The 22036-nt window shown below is 43.4% G+C and carries 18 protein-coding genes; 16 read left to right on the forward strand and 2 right to left on the reverse strand.

The window, feature by feature from the left end; translation table 11 throughout:
* Positions 1 to 12: 12 nt before the first annotated feature.
* From ebgA to ACFPA1_RS27885, 11 genes are all read left to right on the forward strand, one after another.
* Complete coding sequence (gene ebgA, locus ACFPA1_RS27835; protein ID WP_378588124.1) at positions 13 to 3165, forward strand: beta-galactosidase subunit alpha; 3153 nt, start codon at positions 13 to 15, stop codon at positions 3163 to 3165.
* Between the two features lie 165 nt (positions 3166 to 3330).
* Positions 3331 to 4515, forward strand: coding sequence for a galactokinase (locus ACFPA1_RS27840; RefSeq protein WP_378588126.1), 1185 nt, complete (start codon positions 3331 to 3333; stop codon positions 4513 to 4515).
* Positions 4512 to 5513 carry a UDP-glucose 4-epimerase GalE gene (gene galE, locus ACFPA1_RS27845; RefSeq protein ID WP_378588128.1) on the forward strand — a complete coding sequence of 334 codons (1002 nt, stop codon included), beginning with the start codon at positions 4512 to 4514 and terminating at the stop codon, positions 5511 to 5513. The genes ACFPA1_RS27840 and galE overlap by 4 nt, the downstream gene beginning before the upstream one ends.
* Complete coding sequence (gene galT / locus ACFPA1_RS27850; RefSeq protein ID WP_378588130.1) at positions 5506 to 6987, forward strand: UDP-glucose--hexose-1-phosphate uridylyltransferase; 1482 nt, start codon at positions 5506 to 5508, stop codon at positions 6985 to 6987. The genes galE and galT overlap by 8 nt, the downstream gene beginning before the upstream one ends.
* Before the next feature lie 24 nt (positions 6988 to 7011).
* A complete protein-coding gene (locus ACFPA1_RS27855) occupies positions 7012 to 8070 on the forward strand; it encodes an aldose epimerase family protein (protein WP_378588133.1) in 1059 nt (352 codons plus the stop codon).
* 3 nt (positions 8071 to 8073) lie between these two features.
* A complete protein-coding gene (locus ACFPA1_RS27860; RefSeq protein WP_213147649.1) occupies positions 8074 to 9066 on the forward strand; it encodes a LacI family DNA-binding transcriptional regulator in 993 nt (330 codons plus the stop codon).
* Between the two features lie 221 nt (positions 9067 to 9287).
* A complete protein-coding gene (locus tag ACFPA1_RS27865; protein ID WP_213147648.1) occupies positions 9288 to 9665 on the forward strand; it encodes a GntR family transcriptional regulator in 378 nt (125 codons plus the stop codon).
* Between the two features lie 5 nt (positions 9666 to 9670).
* A complete protein-coding gene (locus ACFPA1_RS27870; protein ID WP_213147647.1) occupies positions 9671 to 10570 on the forward strand; it encodes an ABC transporter ATP-binding protein in 900 nt (299 codons plus the stop codon).
* A complete protein-coding gene (locus ACFPA1_RS27875) occupies positions 10545 to 12527 on the forward strand; it encodes a DUF6449 domain-containing protein (protein ID WP_378588137.1) in 1983 nt (660 codons plus the stop codon). The genes ACFPA1_RS27870 and ACFPA1_RS27875 overlap by 26 nt, the downstream gene beginning before the upstream one ends.
* A gap of 13 nt (positions 12528 to 12540) precedes the next feature.
* Positions 12541 to 13056, forward strand: a complete 516-nt coding sequence (locus tag ACFPA1_RS27880; RefSeq protein WP_378588139.1) for an RNA polymerase sigma factor — start codon at positions 12541 to 12543, stop codon at positions 13054 to 13056.
* A 983-nt stretch (positions 13057 to 14039) separates the two neighbouring features.
* Entirely contained in the window at positions 14040 to 14774 is a 735-nt protein-coding gene (locus tag ACFPA1_RS27885) for a sulfite exporter TauE/SafE family protein (protein WP_378588141.1), read from the forward strand.
* Positions 14775 to 14836: 62 nt separating this feature from the next.
* Here the strand turns inward: ACFPA1_RS27885 and ACFPA1_RS27890 are convergent, their stop codons facing one another.
* Positions 14837 to 15808 carry an NAD(P)H-dependent flavin oxidoreductase gene (locus ACFPA1_RS27890; protein ID WP_378588144.1) on the reverse strand — a complete coding sequence of 324 codons (972 nt, stop codon included), beginning with the start codon at positions 15806 to 15808 and terminating at the stop codon, positions 14837 to 14839.
* A 150-nt stretch (positions 15809 to 15958) separates the two neighbouring features.
* Positions 15959 to 17137, reverse strand: coding sequence for an SLC45 family MFS transporter (locus ACFPA1_RS27895; protein WP_378588147.1), 1179 nt, complete (start codon positions 17135 to 17137; stop codon positions 15959 to 15961).
* 249 nt (positions 17138 to 17386) lie between these two features.
* Between ACFPA1_RS27895 and ACFPA1_RS27900 the strand changes: the two genes are divergently transcribed.
* From ACFPA1_RS27900 to ACFPA1_RS27920, 5 genes are all read left to right on the forward strand, one after another.
* Positions 17387 to 18163 (forward strand): YhfC family intramembrane metalloprotease, encoded by a 777-nt coding sequence (locus tag ACFPA1_RS27900; RefSeq protein WP_378588149.1) that lies wholly within the window; start codon positions 17387 to 17389, stop codon positions 18161 to 18163.
* Positions 18164 to 18385: 222 nt separating this feature from the next.
* Positions 18386 to 19360 (forward strand): efflux RND transporter periplasmic adaptor subunit, encoded by a 975-nt coding sequence (locus ACFPA1_RS27905; RefSeq protein ID WP_378588151.1) that lies wholly within the window; start codon positions 18386 to 18388, stop codon positions 19358 to 19360.
* Positions 19361 to 19418: 58 nt separating this feature from the next.
* On the forward strand, positions 19419 to 20129 hold the full coding sequence (locus ACFPA1_RS27910) for an ABC transporter ATP-binding protein (protein WP_277398395.1): 711 nt from the start codon (positions 19419 to 19421) through the stop codon (positions 20127 to 20129).
* Positions 20107 to 21273 carry an ABC transporter permease gene (locus tag ACFPA1_RS27915; protein WP_213147636.1) on the forward strand — a complete coding sequence of 389 codons (1167 nt, stop codon included), beginning with the start codon at positions 20107 to 20109 and terminating at the stop codon, positions 21271 to 21273. Before ACFPA1_RS27910 ends, ACFPA1_RS27915 begins: the two co-directional genes overlap by 23 nt.
* A gap of 86 nt (positions 21274 to 21359) precedes the next feature.
* Positions 21360 to 22031: a response regulator transcription factor gene (locus tag ACFPA1_RS27920; RefSeq protein WP_213147635.1), complete on the forward strand. Its 672-nt coding sequence runs from the start codon at positions 21360 to 21362 to the stop codon at positions 22029 to 22031.
* Positions 22032 to 22036 lie beyond the last annotated feature (5 nt).

Consider the following 22036-nt stretch of genomic DNA (forward strand, 5'->3'; position numbering starts at 1 on the left):
AGGAGGTTCAGAATGAGACAAACAAAAGATTATGAATTACTTTCTGTACTTCATAGAAATCGAATAAAAGATCGCTCTTATTTTATGTCCTATAAGAATATGGAGGATGCAATCAGCTATGAGCGCGGCCGCGCTTACGGATTTTTATTGTTGAATGGAATGTGGAAATTTCATTATGCTGAAACACCTGAACTAGCCCCGAATCAATTTTATAAAAATGAATATGATGTAAGTGCTTGGGCAGATTTGCAGGTGCCTTCTAACTGGCAGATGCAAGGATACGGCAGACCGCATTATACCAATGTACAGTATCCATTTCCTGTAGACCCGCCATATGTTCCAACAGAAAATCCAACAGGCTCCTATCGAAGAGATTTCTATTTATCAAAAGAAATGCTGGAGGGGCGTCTGTTCTTGCGTTTTGAGGGAGTGGATAGTGCATTCCATCTTTGGATCAATGGCCAAGAGGTTGGTTACAGCAAGGGGAGCCGCCTTCCTTCAGAATTTGATGTGACGCCGTTTGTTAAAGAGGGAAAAAATACGATTGCGGTACAGGTCTACCAATGGTCGGATGGAAGCTACCTTGAGGACCAAGATATGTGGTGGCTAAGCGGTATTTTCCGCGATGTCTATTTGGTAGCAAAGCCCAAAGTGTATACGCATGATTTCTTTGTAAAGACAATTCTTGATGAAGACTATACAGATGCTGAATTACGGATTGAGTCATGGATTCATTCCTATAGAGACGGGATAAATCGTCATGAGTTTATGGTACAACTTCTTGACAGTGAATATCGAAAAGTAACTGAGAAAACGCAGGAGGTTGTACTGAATGGGATAGGTGAATCAAGCTTAAATATCACCATTCCGATTTCTTCCCCTAACAAATGGACAGCCGAAACACCGTATTTATACCATTTGCTGATAACCTTAAAGGGTGAAAATGGTGAGGCCATCGAAGTTATTCCGGCAAAAATCGGTTTTAGGCTGGTGGAGCTGAGGGATGGCTTGATTCAAGTGAATGGTGTGCCGATTCTATTTAAAGGTGTGAACCGTCATGATCATCATCCAGACTTAGGCCGGGCTGTTCCAATAGATTGGTTTGAAAAAGATATTAAGTTGATGAAGCAGCATAATATTAATGCTGTTCGGACAGCCCATTATCCAAATGATCCGCGTTTTTACGATTTATGTGACGAATATGGGCTTTATGTCATAGATGAGACAGATTTGGAAACTCATGGTTTTGATAGAATTGGCAATATTCATCAGTTAAGCCAAGATCCGGAGTGGAAGGAAGCCTATGTTGATCGGATGAAGAGGATGGTGGAGCGCGATAAAAACCATCCATCGATTATTATCTGGTCCTTAGGGAATGAATCTGGATTTGGGGAAAATCATATACAAATGGCGAAGTGGACAAAACAAAAGGATCCTACCAGACTCATACATTACGAAGGCGAAACGCGTTTTATCATGACGGAATCAGATCATAATCCAACACGACTGCACGAAGCTGCTGATATGTTTTCAACTATGTACACCCCTCATGAAATAATGAAACGACTGGGTGGACGTACAGATTTAAAACAGCCGCATATTCTATGTGAATATGCTCACGCAATGGGGAATGGACCCGGGGGGATAAAAGAATATTTTGATCTCTTTTATCAATATGATAGATTACAAGGTGGATTTGTTTGGGAATGGCTGGATCATGGCATCCGTCAATTTGCTAAAAATGGTGAAGAGTATTTTGCGTATGGCGGCGATTTCGGTGAGACCCCTCATGATTCCAATTTTGTTATTGATGGGCTTGTTATGCCTGATAGAACCCCTTCTCCGGCCCTGCTTGAATATAAAAAGGTTATTGAGCCGGTTCGCGTAGAGGCAGTTGACCTGGAGAACGGTGTAGTTCGTATTCATAATCTGTATGACTTTATTCATTTAAATCATCTTAGTTTATCATGGGCGGTAGAGTCTGACGGTAAGATTCTTGATAATGGAACAATGAAAATGCCTGAAATTTTACCCCGTGAATCACATGAAGTATCAATTCCTTTTGTACTGCCAAGTGTGAAACGTAAAAATACAGATTATTGGTTAAATGTTTCTTTTATTCAAGCGGAAGATCTTAAATGGGCAAGGGCGGGTCATGAAGTTGCTTGGGTACAATTTGAACTGCCTTCAGCGGTTAAGAGTAATGAAGGTGTTGCTTTTCCAAGATGCTTCTGTCCGCTTTTAATAGAAGAAACTGGGCATCAGTTAATCGTGACTGGTGAATCCTTCTCACTTACATTTGACCGTGTATATGGTGTCCTTCATTCTTGGAAGGTTTATGGGATGGAACTATTAGAAAGTGGTCCAACTGTGAACATTTGGCGGGCCCCGACCGACAATGACAGGCTTGGCCTAGAGGAATTTAGCGTTAAAAAAGAAGAGCCTGAATGGCGAAAGTATGGATTACACCAAATGCAAAACCGCATTGAATCGTTTGACTATAAATTGTCTCAGGCTAAGGATGTAGTCACCATTACTGTAAAATCAAGACTTGCACCGCCTGTTCACGCTTGGGGATTTAGTACGGTTATTACCTATGAAATCAAGAATAATGGTGTGGTGTCTGTCGATGTGAGCGGTAAAAAACTTGGTGTATCATCAGCCACATTACCGAAAATAGGCTTACAAATGAAGTTAAAACGTTCATTTGACCAGGTGGATTGGTATGGACGGGGGCCAGGTGAATCGTATGCCGATAGTAAACAAGCGGCACGGTTTGGTATCTGGTCTTCGACGGTTAATGGTTTATTTACTCCTTATGTGGTACCACAGGAAAATGGAAACCGCCATGAGGTAAGATGGGTGTCCTTGACAAATCTTTCAGGGACCGGTTTATTAGCGGCAGGGAAGCCAAGCTTTGATTTTAGTACACATTTGTACACCACAGATGGTTTAGAGAGAGCAAAGCATACCTATGATTTGGTTAAAGAAGACTTCATTACATTTAATGTAGATTATAAACAGCAGGGACTTGGATCAGCAAGTTGTGGACCTGGAGTGCTTGAACAATATCGCCTGTTGAACAAAGATTTCCACTTTGCGGTAAGTTTCAAAGCATTTTCGAAAAATGAAATATCGCCAGTTGAATTAAGTAAATTGGTGTGACGAATGGCTAGTAATCTGCCATATTGAATATTAATTAAAGTGACCCTTCCCTCTAGGAAGGGTTTTTTATTTTTTTAGTTAAATTTTTACTAAAATATTGATTGTTTTTACTATGGGGGATAAAATGAAGTTACGAACAAACCTTAGTTTCTGGAGGAAAAGGAAATGACCATCACAGTACTATCTAATAAATTTCAAGAATTATTTCATTCGTTACCCGAAAGGGCATTCTTCGCTCCCGGAAGGATTAATTTAATCGGGGAACATACCGACTATAACGGCGGTCATGTATTTCCGTGTGCCATTACGTATGGAACCTATGCGGCTGCTCGGAAACGGGAAGATCAGCTCGTCCGTTTATACTCGGAAAATTTTCCGGATAAAGGGATGATTGAATTTAACTTAAACAAACTGGATTACGAAAAGGATCATCATTGGGCCAACTACCCAAAGGGAATAATCCGCTTTATTATGGAAGCTGGCTATATGATTCCGACCGGGTTTGAATGTGTAATTAAAGGAAATATTCCTAATGGTGCAGGTCTTTCCTCATCTGCATCCATAGAGCTCCTAACAGGAGTTTTAGTAAACGGCCTGTACGAATTAGACATTCCCCGCCTTGAGTTAATTAAGATTGGCAAGCGAGTGGAAAATGAATTTATTGGTGTTAACAGCGGAATTATGGACCAATTCGCTGTCGGCATGGGCAAGGAAAATACGGGAATTCTGTTAGATTGCCAGACTTTAAAATATGAGTACGCGCCGATTAAGCCGGAAAATCACAAAATTATCATAATGAATACAAACAAGCGCCGGGAGTTGGCAGACTCAAAATACAATGAGCGCCGGGGCGAGTGCGAAGTGGCACTGAGCCAGCTTCAGCAAAAACTCCCAATTGATGCGTTGGGGCAGCTGTCTATACGAGAATTTGAAGATAACAAACATCTTATTACCGATGAAGTGGTTCGAAAGCGTGCAAAGCATGCAATCTATGAAAATATAAGAACGTTAAAGGCACTTGAAGAATTAAAAGCCGGCAACTTGGAGGCGTTTGGCCAGCTGATGAACCAATCCCATGCCTCGTTACGTGAGGACTATGAGGTGACAGGAATTGAACTTGATAGTTTAGTAGAAGCGGCATGGAAGCAGCCGGGGGTCTTTGGTGCTCGGATGACAGGTGCTGGGTTTGGCGGATGTGCGATTGCAATAGTTGCTAATGAAGAGGTTGGAAATTTTATCGCTAATGTCGGTGAGGTGTATTTTGAAAAGATTGGCTATAAGGCTGATTTCTATGTTGCCGGCATTGGCGGGGGGGCAAAGGAAATCGAAATGGAGGCTGTTGCGGAGTGAGTATTCTTGTTTTAGGCGGGGCGGGCTATATTGGCTCGCACGCTGTGTACCAATTGATTGACCAAGGTTATGAAGTGGCAGTGATTGATAACCTGCAAACCGGCCACCAGGGTGCCATTCACCCAAAAGCCCATTTTTATAAAGGTGATATCCGAAGCCGGGAGTTTATGAAGACGGTTTTTGAAAAGGAAAATGTAGAGGCTATTATGCATTTTGCTGCCAACTCCCTTGTTGGAGAATCGATGTTGGAACCGCTGAAGTATTTTGACAACAATGTGCATGGGACACAAGTTGTTCTTGAAATGATGAAGGAATATGGCGTGAAACATATCGTATTTTCTTCGACAGCTGCCGTTTATGGAGAACAAGAAATAATGCCGATTGCAGAAGAAGCGGCGGAGCTGCCAACTAACACGTATGGAGAAACCAAACTGGTTGTGGAAAAAATGATGGCATGGTGTGAGAAGGCATTCGACCTGAAGTATGTATCCTTAAGGTATTTCAATGTGGCAGGAGCAAGAAGTGACGGACAAATTGGAGAAGACCATAATCCAGAAACCCACCTGATTCCGGTTGTATTGGAAGCGGCGTTAGGAAAGCGGCCGGCGATTACCGTTTTTGGGGATGATTATGATACATCGGACGGAACCTGTATCCGCGATTATATCCATGTCGAGGACTTGATTGCTGCCCATATTTTAGCCCTCAAGTATTTACAAAATTACGGACAAAGCAATATCTTTAACCTCGGCTCCAGCCAAGGGTTTTCCGTAAATGAAATTATTGAAACGGCCAAAGAGGCTACGGGTATTGATATTCCGGTTCAATTTGGTGCACGCCGTTCAGGTGACCCAAGCACCTTAATCGCCTCATCCGAAAAAGCAAGGCAAGTACTCGGCTGGAACCCGGCAAGAACATCAATCAAGCAAATCATCAGCGATGCTTGGAATTGGCATCAGCATCACCCAAATGGTTATGAAGGTGAACAATATGATTAATCAACTTGTTCAACAACTAATTGGTAAAGCCCTGGCTGTTCATTTAATCGAGAGGGATGACGAAATCTATGCCCGTAACCAAATCCTGTCGCTATTACAATTAAATGAGTTTACGGAATGTGAAGGAGAAACAAATCTTGAGATTCCCGATGTGTTAGAGGAGATCGTAGATTACGCCTGCAAGAAAGGAATCATTGAAGATATTTTTGATGAAAAAGAGATTTTTACTAGTAAAATTATGAACTGTTTCATCGCCCGGCCATCAACGGTCAATCGGCAATTTTATGAAAATTATAGACAGAGTCCGATAGCGGCGACTCAGTATTTTTATGATCTAAGCAAAAACAGTAACTACATCCAGATGAAGCAGATTCGGAAAAATATCGAATATAAGGCGGCTACGGAATACGGAAGGCTGGATATTACGATCAACCTTTCGAAGCCAGAAAAAGACCCGAATAGCATTGCCCGCGAGCGCGAGATGCAACAAACAGCCTATCCAAAATGTCTCCTTTGTATAGAAAATGAAGGCTATGCCGGGAGGATTGGCCATCCGGCCCGTTCCAATCATCGCATGGTCCGCGTGAATCTGTTGAACAGAATATGGTATATGCAATATTCACCGTATGTGTATTATAACGAGCATTGCATAGTCATATCTGAAACCCATTCAGATATGAAAATTAATCAAGAGACGTTTATAAGATTGTTAACCTTTGTCGAGCAGTTTCCGCATTATTTCTTAGGGTCCAATGCCGATTTGCCGATAGTGGGCGGTTCCATTCTCTCTCATGACCATTATCAAGGCGGCAATTATGAATTTGCGATGGCGAAAGCAACTGATGATTGGAGCTTTGAAATGGCCGGGTTTCCGGAAGTTCAAGGCTCTGTTGTCAAATGGCCGATGTCTGTTATCCGTCTCCGTTCGGAGCAAATAAGCACTCTGACGGATGCTGCTGTCCATATTTTAACAAAGTGGAAAAATTATAGTGACGAATCGCTTGGTATCATTGCCTGGACCAGTGAGACTCCTCATAATACAATCACACCGATTGCCCGTAAAAAAGGGAACTTGTTTGAACTGGACTTGGTCCTTCGCAACAACCGGACGAGTGTAGAGCATCCGCTCGGAATATTCCACCCCCATGCAGATGTTCATCATATTAAAAAGGAAAACATTGGGTTAATTGAGGTCATGGGGCTCGCTGTATTGCCTGCCCGTTTAAAGGATGAGCTGTCCGAAGTTGAAAAGTACATCCTCGGAAAGCCAAATGCAGTGGCTGATTACCATTTGGAATGGGCGGAGCAGTTAAAACACCGATTAACCCCAATTGCGAACGAATCAAACATAGAATCTTTGGTTAGGGAAGAGGTCGGCAAGAAGTTTTTGAAAGTATTAGAGGACGCTGGTGTCTTTAAACGGGATGAAGCGGGGAAAACTGGGTTTCATCGATTTATCCAAACAATATCTTGAGTTTGAAAATGGAGTGGTAAATCAATGAAAATAGTTGAACGGGAATTTGGTAATTATGATGGTGAGCGGGTGATAGAGTATACATTGACGAATGATTTCGGGATGTCTGTTTCTTGTTTGAACTACGGTTGCGTTATTACAAAAATTATTGTTCCTGACAGGAATGGCCATTTTGAAAATGTTGTCCTTGGTTTTGATCGGTTTGAGGACTACCTGGAATGGTCGCCTTATTTTGGGGCAGTAATTGGGAGAGTGGCCGGAAGAATAAAGGATGCCCGGTTTGAATTGGATGGAGAAGAGTACCTGCTGGCAGCGAATGATTATCCCAACCACCTGCATGGCGGGCAGAAGGGGTTTAGTTCAGTAATTTGGAAAACAGAAAAAATCGAACAGGAAAATGTGGTCGGGTTGAAGTGTTTCTATCGAAGTTTGGACGGAGAAGAGGGATACCCAGGTAATTTGGATACTGCTGTTACCTATCTTTTATCCAATACGAATGAGCTGAGCATCAGCTATGAAGCACGAACGGATCATAAGACGTTAATCAATTTAACGAACCATTCGTATTTTAATTTAAGCGGCAATCTGAAAAGGGATTGTTCTGAGCACATCCTTCAATTGGAAAGTGATCGCTTTTTAGAACTTGGACTAGATTTAATTCCTACAGGGAAAATGCTGGAATCAAAGAATACGCCATTTGATTTTAATCAGGGGCGTTTCTTGTTGTCAGGAATGAAGTCCTCCCATCCGCAAATCGTGCTTGCTGGAAACGGCTATGATCATCCGCTTCTTTTTAAAAAAAGTGGAGAAAATACAATCATGTTGAGTGATAAAGAAAGCGGCAGATCTCTTAGGGTGACAACAGACCAGCCATGTGTGGTCCTTTATACCAGTAATCAACTGGAAGGTCCGTTTTCGATATCAGGTGTCCGCGCAAGGAATTATTTGGGTGTGTGTCTTGAAACGCAAGGTTTTCCAGATGCCATTCACCATCCGGGGTTTCCCACTGTGATTTTACATCCTGAGGAAGTATACTATTCAAAAACGAAGTATCGGTTTTTTTCAAATACAATAGGAGTTTGACTTATGGCAACTATTAAGGATATTGCAAAAAAAGCGGGAGTATCAATAGCCACTGTATCAAGAGTGCTGAATTATGATACGACTCTTTCAGTTAGCGATGAAACTAAAAAGAGAATTTTTGAAGTGGCAGAGGAGCTGGATTATAAGAAAAAAGCGGTTGTTCGGAAAACCGAAATCGGAAAGATTGCTCTTTTTCAATGGTATACAGAAAAAGAAGAGCTAGAGGATTTGTATTACATGTCCATTCGTCTTGGAGTGGAAAACCGATGCCGGCACCATGGGATTCAGGTAATTAAATACTTTCAGGATAGCTTTGAGGAATTGAAGGGAGAAGATATCCACGGACTGATTGCCATTGGTAAATTTAGCAGCAGGCAGATCAGCGATCTGGCTTCTGTAACGGAAAACATCGTGTTTGTCGATTATTCTCCCGATGAGGATCAATATGATTCCGTTGTGGTTGATATGGAAAGAGCCACTATGAAAATTTTGGATTATCTGTTGGAGAAAGGGCATAAGGAAATTGGCTATATTGGGGGAAGAGAAGCTTATAAAGACCAAGCCACTGTCATCGAGGATTCGCGGGAACTGGCCTTTAAGCGGTATTTGACAGGAAAAGGACTTTTGGATGAGAAATTCATGTACATCGGAGGATTTTCGGTGGACCAAGGCTGCACTCTAATGAAGCAGGCGATTGAGGATCACGGTGACCGCCTGCCGACAGCTTTTTTCGCCGGTAATGACCCGATTGCCATTGGAGCACTTAGGGCCTTGCTTGAAGCGGGGATTTCCGTACCTGAAAGGGTAAACATCATCGGAATAAACGATATTAGTGTATCCAAATATGTTTTTCCTGCTTTAAGCACAGTAAAAGTCTATACCGAACAAATGGGAGAAACGGCGGTCGACACCCTCCTCGAAAGAAACGAAGGCCGAACCATTGCCAAAAAAATAACCTTCCCAACCAAACTAATCATAAGAAACAGCAGCTTCTAACTAAAGACCATAGAAAACAAGTACAAGAACTGGATGACCCAAAACAGGGGCATCCAGTTTTTGCATTTTGTCAGCCTCAGGTGGACAATCTCCACGCGCGGTGCCTGTCACCTTTTTCCTGCAAATACCAAATTAGGGCTTCCTTTTTAGAAAGGAATGGAATATAATCATAGTGTACTATGTATGATAGTACAGTTAATACAGATTGGGGGCACCCAGTTATGTTTGAGCTGGATATGAGGAGCCGTAAACCGATATATGAACAGCTGGTGGATAAGATGAAGGAACTGATTATGAATGAGCTGCTCAAGCCCGATGAACAGCTTCCGTCGGTCCGGCAGCTTGCAACCGAGCTTTCCATCAACCCAAATACAATTCAAAAGGCTTACCGTGAGCTTGAAACACAGGGGTTTATTTATTCTGTCAAAGGGAAGGGAAGCTTTGTCAATCCAAACCAAAAAGCTATTGACAAGGAGAAGATTGTGGAAATGAAGAAGGAACTGGAAAAATTAATCTTAGAGGCTTTGTACCTCGGGATTCCGGCGCAGGAACTGATTTCTCTCATCCAAGACCTTGATGCTTCAAAAGGGGGAGGCTAAAAGTAATGATTGAAATGAAAAACGTAATTAAAAAATTTGATCGGCACGTCGCGGTCGAAAACGTCAACCTAACCATTCAAAAAGGTTCGATATATGGATTAATCGGTTCAAACGGGGCAGGTAAGACCACCATCATCAAGCTCCTCGCGGGTATTTACCGGCAAGAGCAAGGGGAAGTCACGATTGACGGGCTACCCGTTTTTGAAAATATCCACCTCAAAGAAAAACTATTTTACATACCAGACCATCCATATGTTTTCCCACAATACACCACCAAGCAAATGGCCCGCTTTTACAGAAGCTGCTATCCAAGCTGGGATGAGGAACGATTCAAGAATCTGGCCCAAGCGTTTGAGGTGGATGTAAATAAGAAAATTCAATCCTTTTCCAAAGGCTGGCAGCGTCAAATTGCCTTTATCATGGCTCTGGCGGCAAAACCAGACATTCTCATCCTCGACGAACCAATGGATGGCCTTGATCCGGTTGTTCGCAAAAAGGTGAAGAACCTGCTGATTCAAGATGTGGCAGAAAGAGAAATGACGATTCTCGTTTCGTCCCATAACCTTCGGGAAATTGAGGACATTTGCGACCATATCGGTATCCTTCACAAAGGGACACTTTTAATCGAAAAAGAGCTGGATGACCTAAAGTCCAATGTCCACAAAGTCCAAGTTGCATATAAGAATGGCTTGCCAGATAGACTGCTCGATAAACTAAAGCCGCTTCATGCGGAAAAACGGGGAAGTGTCCATCTGCTTATCGTCAGGGGTGAAGAGGCAGCGATAGCAAAACAAATTATCGAGACCCATCCCGTCATTTTTGACCTGCTCCCACTAACACTTGAAGAAATCTTTATTTACGAAATGGGGGATATCGGCTATGCCATCAAAAATGTCGTTGTTTAATAAAGAACTGATGCTGCAAATGGGACGCAGTACAGGCTGGATTTCCGTCATTTACCTGCTTGGTCTGCTGTTTGTGCTCCCGATTCGCATTCTATTAATTCTATATTCAGATTCTGATAATTTTTTATACTATCAGTCTCGTAACAACCTTTTTCAATATGATTACGAGATTCAGGTTTTCCTGATTGCGATTGCCCCTGTTATTTTGGCTGTCTTTTTGTTTCGGTTCCTGCATGTCAAACAAGCAGCGGACCTCATGCACAGTCTTCCGTTAAAGAGGGAGCGGATTTTTCATCATTACGCTCTGACAGGAATGGTGCTGCTCATCCTGCCGGTTGCAATCGTAACAGGAATCGTCTACATCATGCATTTCACCTATGACCTCGGCAGCTTGTTCACCATCCATGATTTACTCTACTGGTCAGGCACAATCATCGTTATTACGCTGCTCCTGTATATAGCAAGCGTATTTGTTGGAATTATGACGGGAATCTCGGTAGTTCAAGCCGTACTGGCGTATGTTTTTCTATTTTTCCCGATCGGGATTACCGTATTGCTGTCCTATAATTTGAAAATCTTGCTCTACGGATTCCCGGGCGATTTTTTCCTAAACCGCCAGTTGGAAAAATTATCACCGATCACCTTTACGACTGTTCTTGAAAGCCGAGCTTTTCAATGGAAGGATGCTGTTCTGTATATTGTCCTGACCATTGTCCTGTACGGGTTGTCCCTGTTTTTTTATAAAAAAAGAAATCTGGAGCTGGCTTCCGAAGCGATTGCCTTTCCGAAATTGCGTTCTGTCTTTAAATATGGGACTGCCTTTTGCTTCATGCTGCTGGGTGGGTCGTATTTTAACGATGTTTCCTTTAAAAATCTTGGCTGGACCTTGTTTGGTTATGGAATCGGAGCAGCTATCGGCTACTTTGCGGCAGAGATGGTGCTGCGTAAGACATGGCGGGTTTTCACTCGCATCAAGGGTCTTGTCGTTTATCTAGCTGTTATTGCGTTTCTTGTAGTAGGAGTTCAGGCGCTTGGATTTTATGAAAATAGAATCCCGGAACAAAGTGACGTTAAGAATGTCCTGCTGACGGATAATCCGAATTTTTACCTGAGCCATGATGGTTTTTACGGGGATATCCTTGACCCTAAACCCATGCAGGAACCGCAGAATATCGCCGCCGTCCTGAAGATGCATAAACAAATCTTGGCCAATAAAAAAATCAACCAGCAGGAAAAGAATAAATCCGATAGAGAATTCTTTATCATGTATGAATTGAAAAACGGGAAAAAGGTCATTCGCCAGTACCGTGTCATGACGCGTCTTTACGAGGATTTATATAAGCCGATTTACGAATCGAAGGAATATAAAATGACTTCAAAAGAGATTTTTATGGTGGATGAAAAGAAAGTGAAATATCTGCAAATCAGGGCCAATGGGCCGGTGAACAAGTTTGTGACCCTGTCAAAGCCGGAGGATGTAAGGCAGGCGTTGTCTCTAATAAGGGAAGATGTGCTGGCAGAATCATATAATGATAGTATTTATTATTCGGGCCTTGGATCAACCATTGAACTCAATTTGGGGAATGAACAGTCTGTCATGTTTGAATTTAAGCCGACTTATCGGAAATTTGAGAGCTGGTTGAAGGAAAAGGAAGTGCTCAATCAGGCAAAGGTAACCGCAGAGGATATTTCACATGTTCTGGTGGCCAAGGGTGATTTCTCTTCCATTGAGGAAAACGGGAAATTTTCGACAGATATCGAATCAGCGATAGAACACAGCGGAAACACCTTGAAAATTACCGATAAAGGTCAAATTGAACAAGTACTTGAGAAGGCCGGGACAAATCCTCGTAGTGAATATGCGGCTATTGTGTATTTTAATGATGGTCATTTTAATCAAGTCACTTATTTTGATGAGGAGCATGTGCCGGAGTTTATTAAAAATCATTTTAAATAAGCGGGAGCGAGAAATGAACGCGGTTAATTTTAATGAGGTATATTCTAAACACGCAAAACGGCTATATTATATTGCTTATCAGTATACGAGAGACGAGTTTTTGGCAGAGGATATCGTCCAAGAATCCTTTTTAAAGGCGTACCGAAAATTGGACACGGTTGAGGACAATGGCAAATTAGGAGCATGGCTCTCGGCCATTACCACGAGAACCGCGATTGACTTCCTTAGGTCGGAGAAAAGACGCCATTGGACGCCGATGGACTACGCCGAACTAGAACCGCTGCACTGTGTTGGAGCGAGCAGCGGTTCTAGTACAGAGGAGGCGGCCGTCATCCGGCTTTTCCAAGAGGAGATCGGCGGCTCAATAGAGAACCTCTCCAAGGAATTCCAGGAAGTGCTGATTCTCAAAATGCAGTACGGACTAAAAGAAACCGAAATCGCCAGCCGACTCAACCTCAAATCCGCCACAGTCAAAACCCGGCTGTATAGGGCGAGAAAACAGCTGCGGCAGATCTTGGCGGCTGGGTAAGGTATGGGGAGAGTTTCGTTGGTAGGGTGTCAGGCCCCACGCGTGGACAAGTGTCCGCGTGGGGCGGACACCCTTTTTTATTTCTACTAAACTGGCTGAAAATAAGAAGGTATGGTAGTTATGAGAGTTTTAAAACGCCCGGATGAGAAGGAAAAAGAAGGAATCTGTAGTTATGAGAGTTTCATAACGCCCGGATGAGAAGGAAAAAGGAAGCTTTGGTAGTTATGAGAGCTTTATAACGCCCGGACGAGAAGGAAAAAGGACGCTTCGGTAGTTATGAGAGCTTTATAACGCCCGGACGAGAAGGAAAAAGGAAGCTTCAGTAGTTATGAGAGAGTTCATAACGCCCGGACGGGAAGGAAAAAGAAAGCTTCGGTAGTTATGAGAGCTTCATAACGCCCGGACGAGAAGGAAAAAGGAAGCTTAGGTAGTTATGAGGGCTTCATAACGCCTGGACGAGAAGGAAAAAGGGAGCTTAGGTAGTTATGAGAGCTTCATAACGCCCGGACGAGAAGGGAAAAGGAAGCTTCGGTAGTTATGAGAGGGTTCATAACGCCCGAGCCAGAAGAGAAGGTGAAGCTTCGGTAGTTATGAGAGCTTCATAACACCCGGGCAGGAAGAAAAGAGGGAGCATCAGTAGTTATGAGAGTTTGATAGAGTTCCAGCAGCTGTTCAAAGTGCAAAAATTCTTCAAATATTTTTTATGAACTTGGCCATTTTCTTATGAAAAAATGAAATCCCCGCCATTAACTGCAAGGTTTGCCCGGTGACATACTTTAAATCGTCACTAGCGAGGTAAACATTGGCCTTGTTGCGAGTACATGGGCATTGAACTAAAAACACACTATATGTGGCCGAATCCCGCGGGGTTCCTAGTTGTCAATTCCATAAGTAATTCTTATCCTTTTTCATAATAACTGCGAAATTTATTTATCGAGGGGACAGGAATATACTGGTAGTGGAGTAACAAGGGGGTGTAAAGGATGGAATATATCTTGCTTTACATGATTGGAATTTGTGCCACAACGCTTGGGACGCTTGCGGGCGGGGGCGGACTCATCAGCCTCCCTGCCATGCTGATATTAGGGCTGCCAATTCACTCGGCTATTGGTGCAAACAAAGTATCTAACACGGTCAGTTCCTTTTCGAGCTTTTACCATCTTTATAGAAAAAAGGAAATATCCCTAAAGGAGGCCATCTGGATTATTCCTGTCAGTCTCTGCGGCGGGGTCACCGGCGGCTTCATCGCATCCCATATATCGGGGAAAAATATGTACATCATCGCCATTATTCTGCTTATTTTCGCTTTTATCGCTTCCTTTAAGGGGAAAGGGAATTTCGCCGGCACGGAACCGTTAAAGATGAACAAGGTCAGTGTGCCAGGCTTGTTCGGAATCGGATTGTATGACGGCCTGTTTGGCCCCGGACAAGGAACGCTGATGCTTTATTTGTTCGGCTATTTGAATATTGCCTACCTTCGCGCTGTGGCTTTGGTGAGGATCGCGACTTTTTCCAGCTGCTTTGGCGCCGCCATTTCCTATATCTCAACTGGAAAAATTATTTGGCCGATGACGGTTGCGCTGCTGCTTGGTTCCCTTTCCGGAGCGCAAATCGGCGTCCGCATTGCCGAAAAACTAAAACCAAAATATGTGAAACCCATCTTACGAGTAGTGACAATCGGCCTGATCTTCCAAATATTCGTAGATAAAGTTATATGATGCATGGGGACGGTTCTCTTGCCTCATTTTTAAAATGAGGCAGAAGAACCGTCCCCATGCACTCAAACACAAGCTTCGTATTCTCTCATAATGTTGCTAATAATGGTTTTGACCGGCAGGATTTCTTTGATTTCATGGACTCTTGCACCAGCGAAAACAAGGCCGTTCTCACTATCCCCATTCATGGATGTAATCAACGAATCTAGTGTGCAAAAACGATAAGAACAATTTTTCAGGCAATCAATGCAATGCTTTATTTTCACCTTTTTCTCATCTGAAATGAGTTCGGTAAAATGGTTTTTAATCATACGTCCCTGGAGGCCAACTGTGGTTTTGAGCAAAATCGTATCTTCCTGACGGGCATGAACATATTTTTCTTTAAATGATAATGGTGCGTCACACTCTTCGCTGGCTACGAACCTAGTGCCCATTTGGACTCCTGATGCTCCCATCTTTAAGGCGCGAGCGAGGTCCTCACCTGTCAAAATGCCGCCGGCAGCAATGACGGGAATCTTCACTGCGTCTATTACTTCTGGCAGGATATCGAATAAAGGCCTGTCGGTACCTAGGTGCCCGCCGGCTTCAAAGCCTTCAACCACAACAGCGGAGGCCCCTAGGCGTTCAGACATCTTCGCAAGCCTTGCTGTAGAAACAATCGAAATGACGGGAATGCCCGCTTCTTTACCCCAGGCATACATATCCCTTGAAATCCCTGCTCCTGATATGATGAAATCAACCTTTTCTTCAATGGCTGCTTTCATTTTTTCCGCAAAGTCATTCATGGCAAATAGAACATTAACACCAATATAACCAGTGCCCGTTATACTTTCCCTCGCTTTTCTAATATGCAATCTCATTTCCTCGACCGTAATCCCTGTTCCTGAGATAATTCCAATGCCTCCAGCGTTCGCAACAGCAGATGCCAACTTGCTTAAAGAAATACCTACTCCCATACCGCCTTGCATGATTGGAAATTTGGGCATCATATGACCTATTTTCAATTGAGGAAAATTCAAGAAAAAACCCCATTTCATTTTTAATTTTGAAGGAATTTACACCTTCTCATTGTAGCAATAGGGTTTCCATAATGCAGTGAGTTAATTAACACCTGGTACTAATGGTTGATAATATTTTTATGGTTTGTCACAGAATGTTCAAATTTACGGACAATCCAACCAGGAATCTTAATGAACTGAATGAGAGACCGACTCCAGATTCTTAACTTTAAGTATGCAGGCCAACGCAAACAGCATACTTACAGCAGCTGCAAAGAATAACATCCTAAACCCAAAGCGGTCAATCAGCAGGCCTAAAACTGGCGGGGATACGATGGCAGCGAGGGAGGAAACCAAATAATATAAGCCGGTTCGGGTCCCATTTCTGTGTTCACTCCCCGTTGAAACCACATAAGGATAAGCATTGATATTGATGCAAGCCCAGAACATTCCCCCGGCGACGAGAAAGAACCTCAAGACAAACACGGAGTCTACCCAATTTAAGAAGAGAAAGACAAAGAATAACCCGATGACTCCAATTAAGATCACCTTTTTCTCCCCATATTTAGCGCCAAAAAAACCGCTTGGAATAGAGGACAGGACAAAGCTTAATGAAAAGAATGCCAACGAGAAGGCGGAATCACTTCTGGACAAGCCAAGCTCTTTCACCCCATACAAAGTAAACAAAGCCTCCATCCCCTGGATGGCCACAAACCAAAAGAAAATGGCCGCCAGCAAAAAAATCGTGGTTGAGTTCAGTTCACCTTTGTAGTCTGTCTTAGGAGCAGTCGTCATGGTTACTGGCAAAGCATCGCGGTTTTCTTTAATATTTTTAAACAGAACCCATAAAGTAACTATTAAAACCATCCCCGCCAACAGAAAGGGAACGGATTCATGAACATTAAACAAAAATGCCCCCACACTGAAGGCCAAGATGGCCCCTAGGCCGCCCATGAAATTAATGATCCCGTTCGCCTTGGTACGCTGATATTCTGGTGTAATGTCGGGCATCAGGGCTATGGTGGGTGAGCGGAAAATGGCCATTGATAAGTTCATGCCAACCATGAAAAGGATTAACGTGAAAAGATTATGGTGGAAAGGAATTAGTGCGATAAAGAGGGCTGCAAGTGGAATGCCGATCAGCAGGTAGGGCATGCGCCTTCCAAAGCGTGTCTGGGTACGGTCACTGAGGCTGCCTACATAGGGCTGTATAAAAAGGGCGAAATAATTATCAATCGTCATGAGAAAGCCAATTAAAGCCGTGCTTTCCAGATAATCGTTCAGAAAGAACGGGACAAAGCCGTTATACAAAGACCAGCCGATACTAATGCTGAAAAATCCAAACCCTAACAGCCATGTTTTTCGCAAGAGAAAAACCTCCCCTCGGCAGCTGATTCTTTTGTCCTATATAGAAAGCATGCCTCATAAACCTATTAATGGAATGTTATTATCATATGCCGCACCTTCATTCTTTTGCCTGATTTTTTCATCGCTTGATAGGGAAGAGCCCGATCAAAGAAATTTTTCAAAAAGCAATTGACAGATATTAGAAAAGATATTATTATCATTATTGAGAATGATAATAATAAAAACAGAGGGTTCAAAGGGGAGATTGAAATGGTAAGTACGGCAAAGATTATTGCGATGTTTGTTCCAATTATCTTTTCGTTTGTATTATTTATTGGATTGATTTTGTTGTATAGAAAGAGAACTGGAGTGTCTGCAAAGCCGGTAATTTTAGGGGCAGTTGGTTTTATTGTTTTCACCCAAGTGCTCGAGAAGATTTTGCATGTGGTCGTAATCACAAGCTTCCCAAATTACGCCGACCATCCTTTGGCATGGGGAACATACGGCGCCTTGGCGGCAGGGATTTTTGAAGAATTAGGTAGATTCATATTATTTACATGGCTTTTGAAAAAATTCCATGACTATAAAGGCGGTATTTCGTTTGGAATTGGCTGGGGAGGCATTGAGGCAATTCTCCTTATGCTGATGGTTTGCGGTCAGGCTTTGGTTTTTTCCTTTATGCTCAATGCCGGAACGTTTGAAAGCTCAATGGCTCAACTGCCAAGCGACCAGTTGGCAACCATTAAAGAGGCAATCCTAAATCAGGGGTCAAGCTTTTATTACTTGGCTGCTCTAGAGCGTTTCTTTGCAGTTTTCCTACAAATGGCATTAAGTTTAATGGTTTTATTGGGTGTTGTAAAAAAGAAATTTACCTTAGTGATTTTGGCTATTCTCATCCATGCAGGAGTTGACTTCCCGATCGTATTTGCCCAAGTCGGCCACATTACGAACCTGTGGATTATTGAAGGATACCTTGCGGTTGTCGCGATTTTCTCCTTTTTGTTTATCAAAAAAGCCAAATCCATGTTTCTTGATGCTGGAAAATAGAATAATAGAAAATTAGCGACCTGGACCCAGAGCGGCTCAGGTCTTTTTTTGCTAATAGGAAAGCATAAATTCAACTACGCCTCATGAACCGTTCTATCGGACTCGCCAATCGGCAAGTTTTCATTTATTTAAGGAAAAGTTAAGGAAGGGATTTGATAATAGGCTTATCCAAAAATATGTTTCCGGCTGGGCTTTACCGGATATGAAAAGGAGTAAGCAAAGATGAAAAAATGGATCCTTATTGCAATTAGTGTGCTGATTGTGGGGTATGTCGGTTATCAGTGGTATAACTCCAAAAATGCCACGCAAGCCGCATCGGCACAAGTCCGGACTGCAACCGTACAAAAAGGTAAGTTAGAAGTGAAAATCAGCGGGTCGGGTGCGGTCCAGCCGGTGACAAGTACTGACATTAAGTCAAACGAAAACAATAAAATTATCGATGAAGTATTGTGGTCTCCCGGTGAGGAAGTAAAAGCAGGTGAAGAATTAATCACTTATACAGATGGAAGCGACCCTGTCACGGCACCAGCAGATGGTATGATCACTTCTTTTTCTGTTGCTGCAGGTGATCGGGTTACACAAGGACAGGTGGTTGCCCACTTAACGAACTATAAAGACTTACAAACCGTCGTACAGGTCGATGAGCTGGATATAACCAAGATTCAAGTGGGACAAGCGGTAAACATAAAGGTTAATGCTCTGCCTGATCAAACTTTCACAGGTAAAGTGTCGGCAGTGGCTAATGAAGGGACATCATCCAATGGTGTGTCCACATTCGATGTCACCGTTCATTTTGATCAAATTGATAACCTGAAAGTCGGCATGAGCACGGAAGTCAGCATTCTGACAGCAAGTAAAAAGGATGCCCTCTATGTTCCACTTGATGCGGTCCATACAGCAAATGGTGAGAAATATGTCATCGTTGCTTCAAACAGCTCAAATGGTCAATCAGAACAAAAAACGGTAAAAACCGGGTTAGCAAATGAAGATTATGTAGAAATCACAGAAGGTGTTTCAGAAGGGGATATCCTTCAGTTACCTCAATTGGCGACAGACAGCTCGTCTACCACGAATACCCGCGGAATGATGCAAGGCGGGTTTGGAGCAGGCATGGGCGGCATGGGCGGCATGGGCGGTTTTAATCGCAGCAACGGAGGTGGACAATGGCGGTCCGGCGGAGAAAGGAGCGGGAACTAATGCGCAGGCAAATGGTTCCGTTCCGAAATTTTACGGCCTCAGAAGGGAGTAGTCAGTAATGGGTCAACCAATTATTCAAATCACCAACCTAATGAAAACCTATAAGCTGGGCGGAGAAACAGTTCACGCCTTAAACAATGTATCTATTGAAATTGAAAAAGGGGAATTTCTAGCGATCATTGGCCCGTCAGGTTCGGGAAAGTCAACTTTGATGAACATGATCGGCTGTCTTGACCGTCCCCAGTCCGGAAAGTACTTGTTGGATGGCAAGGACATTGGCAAGATGAATGATAACCAGTTGGCGGTAATCCGCAATCAAAAAATTGGCTTTATTTTTCAAAACTTTAACCTGTTAACAAAATTAACGGCTCTTGAAAATGTCGAACTGCCATTGTTGTATGCAGGTGTTCCGGCAAAGGAACGGAAAGCTAGAGCAATGGAAAGCCTAAGCAAGGTTGGTTTGAAGGAGCGGGCCGGGCACCTGCCTACCCAGCTATCCGGCGGTCAGCAACAGCGGGTTGCAATTGCCAGAGCATTGGCCGGAAATCCTTCCATCCTTCTTGCCGATGAGCCAACAGGTGCCCTTGACAGCAAGACAAGTAAGGAAATTCTTAGCTTAATGAAAGAACTTAACGAATTAGGCCATACCATCATTTTGATTACACACGATTTGGCCATAGCGAAGCAGGCAGGGAGAATGGTCAGCATCCAGGATGGACAGCTTTTGGAAAATGGGGGTGAGCTGATTGGGAATATGGCAATCTATTAAAATGGCACTCCGCAGTATCCAAAGCAATAAGCTCAGATCGGCCCTCACCATGCTGGGGATGATTATCGGGGTATCCTCAGTGATTGTGCTTGTATCGATTGCCCAGGGTTCGGCTCAGAACGTTACCAGCAGGATTAATCAGCTTGGTACAAACCTGTTAACCATCAATACGTTTGGAACAGATTTAGCTTTAACGGAAGATAAAATCAGTGAACTTAGTAAATTGAATGGTGTCAAAGCCATTTCTCCTGTTGTTTCGGGCCGCGTCAATGTGAAAAAGGATAAAACCGCTTCGCAGGTATCGGTGACGGGGACTAATGCCGCTTATTCGGATGTGCGCGACACAAAGGTTAAGCAAGGACGTTTTATCACCGACCTTGATATTGAATATCGGCAAAAAATTGCTGTGATCGGCTCGGAAACAGCATCCACCTTTTTTGGAGCGGAAAACCCAGTCGGGCAATACATTCAGATAGAAGGAACTTCTTTTAAAGTTGTCGGGGTGCTCGCATCAAAAGGAAGTTCAATGGGACAGGGCGGCGACAACACCATTATCGTTCCGCTTAGCACTGGTCAGCGCTTAGTGAAAAGCACAACCATTAACCAGGTGTACTTGCAAGGAAAAAGCGAGGACCAAATGGATGCGGTCATGAATGAAGTGAAACTGGCGCTTGCTGGAATGTATCCAAACAAAAGCGATTCCTACAGCGTCACTAACCAAAAGGATTTGATGGATACGATGAGCTCCGTAACGAATACGATGACGATGATGTTGGGCGGAATCGCCGGAATTTCTCTGCTTGTTGGCGGGATTGGAATCATGAATATCATGCTCGTCTCGGTTTCAGAACGGACGAAGGAAATTGGGATCCGCAAGGCGATTGGCGCCAAACGGCGAGATGTGCTGCTGCAATTCCTGATTGAGGCGGTTGTATTAAGCGGCGTCGGGGGATTGATTGGGATCCTTGCCGGCGTGGGATTAGGAAAGCTGCTGTCATCGCTGTTTAGTTTAACAGTGTCGTTCACCTCTTCGGTGATGATTGGTTCGTTCCTCTTCTCGCTGGTGGTTGGTGTCATCTTCGGGGTGTTCCCGGCCAATAAAGCGTCAAAACTAAACCCTATCCAAGCCTTAAGGTACGAATAAGTTGTTTGTATTTAAGCGGCCCTTCTTTTGCGGCCGCTTTGTTTCCTATATAATAATTTTAATAAATATTTTGGGAGCGTTCATTTATGCGTTTATTAGTGGTAGAGGATAATCTCTCCTTGCTGGAATCCATTGTCCAGCTATTATCCGATGAATTTGAAGTGGACCAGGCAGCCAACGGAGAAGATGCCTTGTTTTTAGCGATGCAAAACATTCATGATGCAATAGTATTGGATGTGATGATTCCGGAGATTGACGGTTTTGAAGTCCTCCAAACCATTCGCAGGGAAGGCCTGAAAATTCCGGTTCTTTTTCTAACGGCACGGGACTCCTTGGAGGACCGGGTAAAAGGACTAGACAGCGGCGGGGACGATTACTTAGTGAAGCCGTTCCAAGCAGCGGAATTAAAGGCGCGGATCCGTGCGCTATTAAGACGGAGCGGGAGCTTAACGACCAACCAAACCATTCAATACCGGGGAATTGAATTACTGGGCCGGGAACGGGAAATTGTGGTGGACGGCAAACCCATTAAGCTCACGGCCAAGCAATACGAGCTGCTTGAATTTCTCATCCAGAACAAGGGAGCGATTTTAACAAAAGAACAAATCTATGACCGTGTCTGGGGGTTTGATTCCGACACCACCATCGCCATAGTCGAGGTATTTATGCATCATCTTCGGAAAAAGTTGGAACCATATGGCTACCACTCCGATATTAAGACTATTCGCGGCGTCGGCTATATGCTGAACGAGGAATAGGGGCG

Origin of the sequence: Neobacillus sp. GCM10023253, from assembly GCF_042653105.1 — a bacterium.
GTDB classification, from domain to species: domain Bacteria; phylum Bacillota; class Bacilli; order Bacillales; family Cytobacillaceae; genus Neobacillus; species Neobacillus citreus.